Source organism: Streptomyces sp. NPDC002403 (genome assembly GCF_053593015.1).
Window position 1 is genome coordinate 1 of the sequence record NZ_JBSFBQ010000118.1, and the last position, 6,836, is coordinate 6,836.

Annotated in this window: 6 protein-coding genes; 3 read left to right on the plus strand and 3 right to left on the minus strand. The window is 72.7% G+C overall.

Going from position 1 to position 6,836, the window contains the following annotated elements:
- Positions 1 to 383 precede the first annotated feature (383 nt).
- A complete protein-coding gene (locus ACWCPY_RS42615) occupies positions 384 to 1,442 on the plus strand; it encodes a type III polyketide synthase (RefSeq protein WP_451274501.1) in 1,059 nt (352 codons plus the stop codon).
- A 108-nt stretch (positions 1,443 to 1,550) separates the two neighbouring features.
- Complete coding sequence (locus tag ACWCPY_RS42620) at positions 1,551 to 3,245, plus strand: bifunctional 3'-5' exonuclease/DNA polymerase (protein ID WP_451274503.1); 1,695 nt, start codon at positions 1,551 to 1,553, stop codon at positions 3,243 to 3,245.
- Here the strand turns inward: ACWCPY_RS42620 and ACWCPY_RS42625 are convergent.
- The 3 genes from ACWCPY_RS42625 to ACWCPY_RS42635 form a co-directional block, all read right to left on the minus strand.
- Positions 3,208 to 3,414 carry a hypothetical protein gene (locus ACWCPY_RS42625; protein WP_451274505.1) on the minus strand — a complete coding sequence of 69 codons (207 nt, stop codon included), beginning with the start codon at positions 3,412 to 3,414 and terminating at the stop codon, positions 3,208 to 3,210. The two genes, ACWCPY_RS42620 and ACWCPY_RS42625, sit on opposite strands and share 38 nt — an antisense overlap.
- A gap of 205 nt (positions 3,415 to 3,619) precedes the next feature.
- On the minus strand, positions 3,620 to 4,456 hold the full coding sequence (locus ACWCPY_RS42630) for a dioxygenase family protein (protein WP_451274507.1): 837 nt from the start codon (positions 4,454 to 4,456) through the stop codon (positions 3,620 to 3,622).
- Positions 4,457 to 4,519: 63 nt separating this feature from the next.
- The gene (locus tag ACWCPY_RS42635; protein WP_451274509.1) at positions 4,520 to 5,881 is read right to left on the minus strand and encodes an alpha-lytic protease prodomain-containing protein; all 1,362 of its coding nucleotides are present in this window, start codon (positions 5,879 to 5,881) and stop codon (positions 4,520 to 4,522) included.
- A gap of 184 nt (positions 5,882 to 6,065) precedes the next feature.
- Here ACWCPY_RS42635 and ACWCPY_RS42640 point away from each other — a divergent pair, with 184 nt between their 5' ends.
- Positions 6,066 to 6,746 carry a phosphotransferase gene (locus ACWCPY_RS42640; RefSeq protein ID WP_451274511.1) on the plus strand — a complete coding sequence of 227 codons (681 nt, stop codon included), beginning with the start codon at positions 6,066 to 6,068 and terminating at the stop codon, positions 6,744 to 6,746.
- Positions 6,747 to 6,836 lie beyond the last annotated feature (90 nt).

Consider the following 6,836-nt stretch of genomic DNA (forward strand, 5'->3'; position numbering starts at 1 on the left):
GGGTGCCGGGGGCGCCGGCCCCCCGCGAGACCCCCGGCACGAGAACCGCCGTACGCCGGGTCGCACACCCTCCGCGTACGGCCTCCGAGCGCGCCGCCCCGCGCTCGACGTGCGGCCCCGATCCGCCTGCCGTAGCGTGAACCCGACGGCCACCCCAGCCGTGGCGGAACCTGGCTCCGCCCATGAACGGCTGGAACTCAGTCTTCGAGGTCGGCCCGTCCGCGCCCGTTCCAGGGGTACCTGACCCGGCGCCGGAATCCACCAGCGCTCCACCGTCCGCGCAACGCCGCGTGTACGGAGCCGCAGTGGCCGTCTCCGGCAGGCGAACGCCCCGGAACCCCCTCGGGCCGGCCGTGTGGACCAAGTCCGCTAGGAGGAGTTCCATGGCGGTTCTCTGCAAGCCGGCCATCGCGGTTCCCGAGTACGTCATCACCAACGAGGAAACCCTTGAGCTGGCGGAACGGCTGCACGGCGACCATCCGCAGATCGACCTGGTCCTTCGTCTGATCGAACACACCGGGGTGCAGAAGCGGCATCTGATCCAGCCGATCGACAAGGTGTTGCAGCACCCGGGGTTCGACGCCCGCAGCATCACGTACGAGGAACACACCAAGGCCCGGGTGCCGGAGGTCGTGCGCCGGGCGCTCGACCAGGCCGAACTGGAGCCGCGGCAGATCGACTTGATCGTCTACGTCTCCTGCACCGGCTTCATGATGCCGCCGCCCACCGCGTGGCTCATCGGCGAGATGGGCTTCCGCCCGGAGACCCGGCAGCTGCCGATCGCCCAGCTCGGCTGCGCGGCGGGCGGCGCGGCCGTCAACCGGGCGCACGACTTCTGCACCGCCTACCCCGACGCCAATGTGCTGATCGTGGCCTGCGAGTTCTGCTCGCTCTGCTACCAGCCCACCGACCTCGGTGTGGGGTCGCTGCTGTCCAACGGGCTGTTCGGCGACGGCATAGCCGCCGTCGTGCTCCGCGGCAGCGGCGGCACGGGAGTACGCCTGGAACGCAACGGCTCGTTCGTCATCCCCGACACCGAGGACTGGATCTCCTACGCGGTCCGGTCCACCGGGTTCCACTTCCAGCTCGACAAGCGGGTGCCCGGAACGATGGAACCCCTCGCACCGGCCCTGGAGGCGGTCGCCGAGGAGCACCAGTGGAACGCCGGCAAGATGGACTTCTACATCATCCACGCGGGCGGCCCGCGCATCCTGGACGACCTGAGCCGCTTCCTGGACGTGCCGCCCGAGGCGTTCCGCTTCAGCCGGGCCACGCTCACCGAGTACGGCAACATAGCCAGCGCCGTGGTGCTCGACGCCCTCGGCCGGATGTTCGACGAGGCCTCGGCCCTCGACGGGCACCGCGGCCTGATGGCCGGCTTCGGCCCCGGCATCACCGCCGAGATCTCCCTGGGCACCTGGACCTCCGAATCCGGCTCCTGACGCCGTCCGCTCCCCCGGTCCCGGCGCCGCCCCCGGCGCCCGCGGACCGGGGGACACGCACCGCCCGCCCGCCGTGCGTTGTCAGTACCGGGTGCCAGACTCGAAGGCATGACCGAACGTTGGGCTCTGGCCATGACGGAGACCGGCGGCGCCGTCCTGGCCCCGCTGGCTCCCTCCGGCCTGCCCGCCGCCCCGGTCGTCACCGAGCCCGACCTCGTGGCGGCGGTCCGCGCCCGCCCGGACGTCACCCGCTGGGTATGGCGCTCCACCGCCGAGATCTACCCGCGGCTGCTCGCGGCCGGCGTCCCCGTGAGCCGCTGCTACGACATCGAGGTCGCCGAATCCCTCCTGCTCGCCCACGAGGGCCGCCTCGGCGAGCCCCGCTCGGCGGCCGCCGCCCACGCCCGCCTGCACAACGCCCCCGTGCCGCCCGATCCCCCGCCCCGCTCCGCGGAGCCCGGCTCGCAGTCCTCGCTCTTCGAGCCCCGGTCCGGCACCCGGCTGCCCTTCGACGGCCTCCTCCAGGTCTACGCCGACCAGCTCCGCCGCCACGACACCACCGAGCACCCCGGCAGGATGCGCCTGCTCACGGCCGCCGAGTCGGCCGGCATGCTGGTCGCCGCCGAGATGAACCGGTCCGGTCTCCCCTGGCGCGCCGACGTCCACCGGGACGTGCTCCACGACCTGCTCGGCGAGCGATACGCGGGCGGCGGCGAGCCCCGCAGGCTGGCCGAGCTGGCCGACGAGGTGTCGGCCGCCTTCGGCAGACGGGTCCGCCCCGACCTCCCCGCCGACGTGGTGAAGGCCTTCGCACAGGCCGGCATCAAGGTGAAGTCCACCCGCCGCTGGGAGCTGGAGGAGCTGGACCACCCGGCGGTGGAGCCCCTCGTCCGGTACAAGAAGCTGTACCGGATCTGGACGGCGCACGGCTGGAGCTGGCTCCAGGACTGGGTGCGCGACGGCCGCTTCCGCCCCGAGTACCTGCCGGGCGGCACGGTCAGCGGCCGCTGGACGACCAACGGCGGAGGGGCGCTGCAGATCCCCAAGGTGATACGGCAGGCGGTCGTCGCCGACGAGGGCTGGCGCCTGGTCGTCGCGGACGCCGACCAGATGGAGCCCAGGGTCCTCGCCGCGATCTCCCGGGACCCCGGCCTGATGGAGGTGGCGGGCCATGACGGCGATCTGTACACGGCCCTGTCGGACCGGGCGTTCCACGGCGACCGGGACCACGCCAAGCTCGCACTTCTCGGCGCGGTCTACGGCCAGACCTCGGGCGACGGCCTGAAGAACCTGGCCGCCCTGCGCCGGAGATTCCCGCGGGCCGTGGCCTATGTCGATGATGCCGCGAAGGCGGGCGAGGAGGGACGTCTCGTACGGACGTGGCTGGGCCGGACCAGTCCCCCGGCGGCCGGGAGCGGGGCGTACGAGGAGGCCGGCATCCCGCAGGAGAGCCCCGACACGCCCTCCGCCGATGGCGGGTTCACCCCTGGTTACGCATCGACGAACGCCCGCGCGCGAGGCCGCTTCACCCGCAATTTCGTGGTGCAGGGCAGCGCGGCCGACTGGGCGCTGCTGCTCCTGGCCGCCCTGCGCGGCTCGCTCCGCTCCGCGGGCCTCCGTGCCGAGCTGGTCTTCTTCCAGCACGACGAGGTGATCGTGCACTGCCCCCGGGAGGAGGCGGAGGCGGTGGTGGCGGCGATCCGGGCCGCCGGTGAGCTGGCCGGGCGGACCGCCTTCGGCGAGACCCCGGTGCGTTTTCCGTTCACTACGGCGGTGGTGGAGCGCTATTCGGACGCGAAGTAGGACCCTTGTCCGGCCCCTTGCCCGGCCCCTCGTCGAACCCGGCCAGCCCGTGGTCGTAGTGCGCCGGACGCAGATGCTGATGCCGGTGCCGTGCGTTGAGCAGGTGGATGACGAACGCCGCGACCGCGATCATCGCGAGGACGACCACGACCATGACCAAGGTGTCCATGCGATACCGGCCCCCTTCGATGCGCAGGCCGACCCGAGCGGCTCACCGGGAGCCGTACGCATCCAGGCTACTCCGCCGCCCGGTCCCCCGCCCCGACAGGAACCGGGAACGGAGTCGGGACGGGAGGCGGGGACGGGAAAGGGTCCGGGCCGAAGGTGCGTCCGGCCCGGACCCGGCGCGGCGTGCGCCCCGCTGGTCCGCGTGTCTACCCGCGTTCCCACAACGCGGGGACATTCGGCGGTTCCCAGCCGGTCATGGCCGAGTGCGCCTGCAGACAGCGGTAGGCGACGCCGCCGTAGGTGACGCGGTCTCCCGCGCTGTAGAGCGTCCCGGCCGCCCAGGTGGAGCCGGGCGGGTCGGTCGGCGGATCGGTGGGCGGATCGGTCGGGGTCTGGGCGACGTCGAGAACGAAGTCGAACGTCCCCTGCTTCGCCGATCCGGCGTCCCGGACGTTCATCAGGAGCGCCGGGTCGAAGAGGGAGTCGGTGTTGTTGCGCGGCTCGCCGGGGAAGTACAGCTGGGTGGTGAGGATGCCCGAGCCGGGCGCCTGGACCTTGACGTGGATGTGGCGCGTGCGCCCCGGGTACAGCCCCGGCACGATCGTAGTCAGGCTGAAGGCCCCCGACTGGTCGGTGAACTGGTGGCCGCGGAAGGCGAATCCGCTCATGTCGTACGCGCCGTTGGTGTCGGCCTGCCAGAAGTCCAGGAGCACTCCGGGGATGGCCTGGCAGGCCCGCCCGAAGACATAGCCGCTCACGGTCAGCCGGACACCGGGCGTGCTGCCGGTCACCAGACTCGTGCGGAGCGGGGAGTTGGGCTTGAAGTAGGGGCCCTCGATCTGGTCGTGGGTCGGGCCGTCACCGTCGTCGCAGTTCGGCGTGGGGGCCGGCGGCCGGCCGCCGTCGGCGGCATCGCGGGCCAGTGCGACGCCTCCGCCCGCCAGCAGCGGGACGGTGCCGGCCACGAGAGCGGCCTTGAGCAGGGTCTTCCGGCTGATCCGGCGGGCTTCGCCGCCGGAGCCTTCGGGCGTTTCTGGGGTCATGGCTGATTCCTCGGGTGGGGGAAGGGCACGTGCATGACACAGAGCTGGTCCGCGGGACGGCCGTCAGACGCGCGCCCAGAGGGCCGGCACGTTCGGCGGCGTCCAGCCGGGCTGCGCCAGGTGCGTCTGGAGGCAGCGGTAACTGTCGGAGCCGTACGTCACGACATCGCCCGCCGCGTACGTCGTGCCCGCCGCCCAGGTGCCGCCCGGCTCGGTCGGCGGGTCGGTGGGCGGGTCGGTCGGGGTGCCGTTGGTGACCAGGGTGAGCCCGTACGCCTGGAGCGCCGGGTTGACCGGCTGGAAGTACGTCGTGCCGCCCTGGGAGCAGTTGCCGGAGCCGCCGGAGGTGACGCCCTGCGCCTGGCTGCCGGAGATGAACGAGCCGCCGGAGTCACCGGGTTCGGCACACACATTGGTGCGGGTGACCCCGGAGACGGTGCCCTCCTGGTAGGTGACGCTGGTGTTGCGCTGCTGCACCGTCCCGCAGTGCCAGCCGGTCGTCGATCCGGAGCGGCAGACCGACGCCCCCTCCAGCGCCTCGGTGGACCCGGTGACCGTCACATCGCCGCTGCCGTAGCCGTTCACCAGGGCACGCGGCGTCCAGCCGGTGTTGGTGGCGACCCAGGAGTAGTCGCGGCCGGGGAAGGTGGAACCCTGGAAGGAGCCCTGCGCCTGCTGGTTGTAGCCGCTGGTGCTGACCCCGGGCGTTCCGCAGTGCCCGGCGCTGACGAAGCCGGACTGGCTGCTGCCGCGCTTGACCGGGAAGCCTATGGAGCAGCGTCCCGAGCCGTTCATGTAGTACGCGTCACCACCGCGCAGATCGGTGAACGTACGTGGCTGCTCACTGGATCGACGCACCATCACCCTGTCCCGCGACACCCCCGCATCGGCGAGGAACCGATCGGCGGCGGAGGTGCGGGCGGCCTCCAGGACGACCCGGTTGGTGGCCACGTCGACGTACCAGACGGGCACGCCCGAGGGGGCGTCGAGCAGCGCCACCCGGTCCAACGCCGCCTTGGCCGCGTCGAGTTCGGCCAGGCTGTGCTCGACGACGACGGGCCTGGCACCGGCCTCGCGGATCCGGGCGGCGTCCGAGGCGTCGGTGGTGGCCACGGTCAGGGCCGCGCCGTCACCGCTCATCCGGGCACCGGCGAAGTCCGCGCCGAGGGTGCGCTTCAGCCCGGCGGCGACGGCCGCCGCCCGGCTCTCGTGGCCGATCCGGGCGCGCGCCTCGTCGGCGCTCAGCCCGAGATCGCGCCGCATGGCCTTCAGCAGACCGGGCGAGAGCTGCTCGGCCCCGGTGGCGGTGGGGGTACGGAGGTCGGGGGCCGGATCGGCGGACGCGCTGCCGGTCAGGCCTGCCAGCGCGAGCACACCGACGGCCACGGTGGCGGTACACGCGGCCAGGGCACGTCTGCGGAGCATGGATCTCTCCACGGAACTCTCCTTGACTTCGGGGGAATTGCCGCCAAGGTAGCCGCGTACACGTCATCCCCAGGAGATCCCGTCCGCCCCCTCACTTCGCGTTATGGGGCCCCTGACCAGCGCCGTAGGCCCCGTACCGCCACCACACCACCGCACCCGGCGTCCGTCCCCGTAGGTTCGCCCCATGCGAATTGGTGAGCTACTGGGTGCGGGACGGTCCGCCGATGTGTACGCACTCGACGAGAAGTGGGTCCTGCGCCGCTACCGCGACGGCATGGACGCCACTCCCGAATGGATGGTCATGTCCTACCTCGGCGCACACGGCTACCCGCTCCCCCGCCTCGGCCCCCGGGACGCCGGGACGCCCCCCTGCGATCTGATGCTGCAACGCCTGACCGGCCCGACGATGCTGGACTCCCTGCTCGGCGGCGACCTGTCGGCGGCCGACGCGGCGGCCGTGCTGGCCGGACTGCTCGCCGAACTCCACACCGTTCCGGCCCGGCTCTCCCCGCATCCAGAGGACCGGATCCTCCATCTCGACCTGCATCCGGGCAATGTGATGCTGACGGACCGGGGCCCGGTGGTGATCGACTGGAGCAACACCAGGGAGGGTGCTCCGGCCGCGGACCGGGCCATGTCGTCCCTGATCCTGGCCCAGGTGGCGGTCGACCCCCGCTCCGGCGCGTCGGCGGGCGCCCGCGCCCTGCTGGACGCCCTGCTGCCGCGCCTCTCCGCGTCCGGCGGAATCCCCGCCCCCCACCTCGCCGAGGCCGCCGCGCAACGCGCCGCCAACCCGACGATGAGCCCGCACGAGGTGGCACTCATCGGCGAGGCGACATCCCTGATCACGGAACTGACGGCCTGAACACCGCCCGCCGCCCGGCCCGCCGCCCGCGGCTGGAACGACTACTCCTGCAAGCCCTCCGCAGCCCATCCCCGCCCCGTCGTCCTGGTC

What these genes read in the sequence shown, in the direction of transcription:
- ACWCPY_RS42615 (WP_451274501.1), top strand. Translation starts at nt 384, where the DNA reads ATGGCGGTTCTCTGCAAGCCGGCCATCGCGGTTCCCGAGTACGTCATC.
- ACWCPY_RS42620 (WP_451274503.1), top strand. Translation starts at nt 1,551, where the DNA reads ATGACCGAACGTTGGGCTCTGGCCATGACGGAGACCGGCGGCGCCGTC.
- ACWCPY_RS42625 (WP_451274505.1), bottom strand. Translation starts at nt 3,414, where the DNA reads ATGGACACCTTGGTCATGGTCGTGGTCGTCCTCGCGATGATCGCGGTC.
- ACWCPY_RS42630 (WP_451274507.1), bottom strand. Translation starts at nt 4,456, where the DNA reads ATGACCCCAGAAACGCCCGAAGGCTCCGGCGGCGAAGCCCGCCGGATC.
- ACWCPY_RS42635 (WP_451274509.1), bottom strand. Translation starts at nt 5,881, where the DNA reads ATGCTCCGCAGACGTGCCCTGGCCGCGTGTACCGCCACCGTGGCCGTC.
- ACWCPY_RS42640 (WP_451274511.1), top strand. Translation starts at nt 6,066, where the DNA reads ATGCGAATTGGTGAGCTACTGGGTGCGGGACGGTCCGCCGATGTGTAC.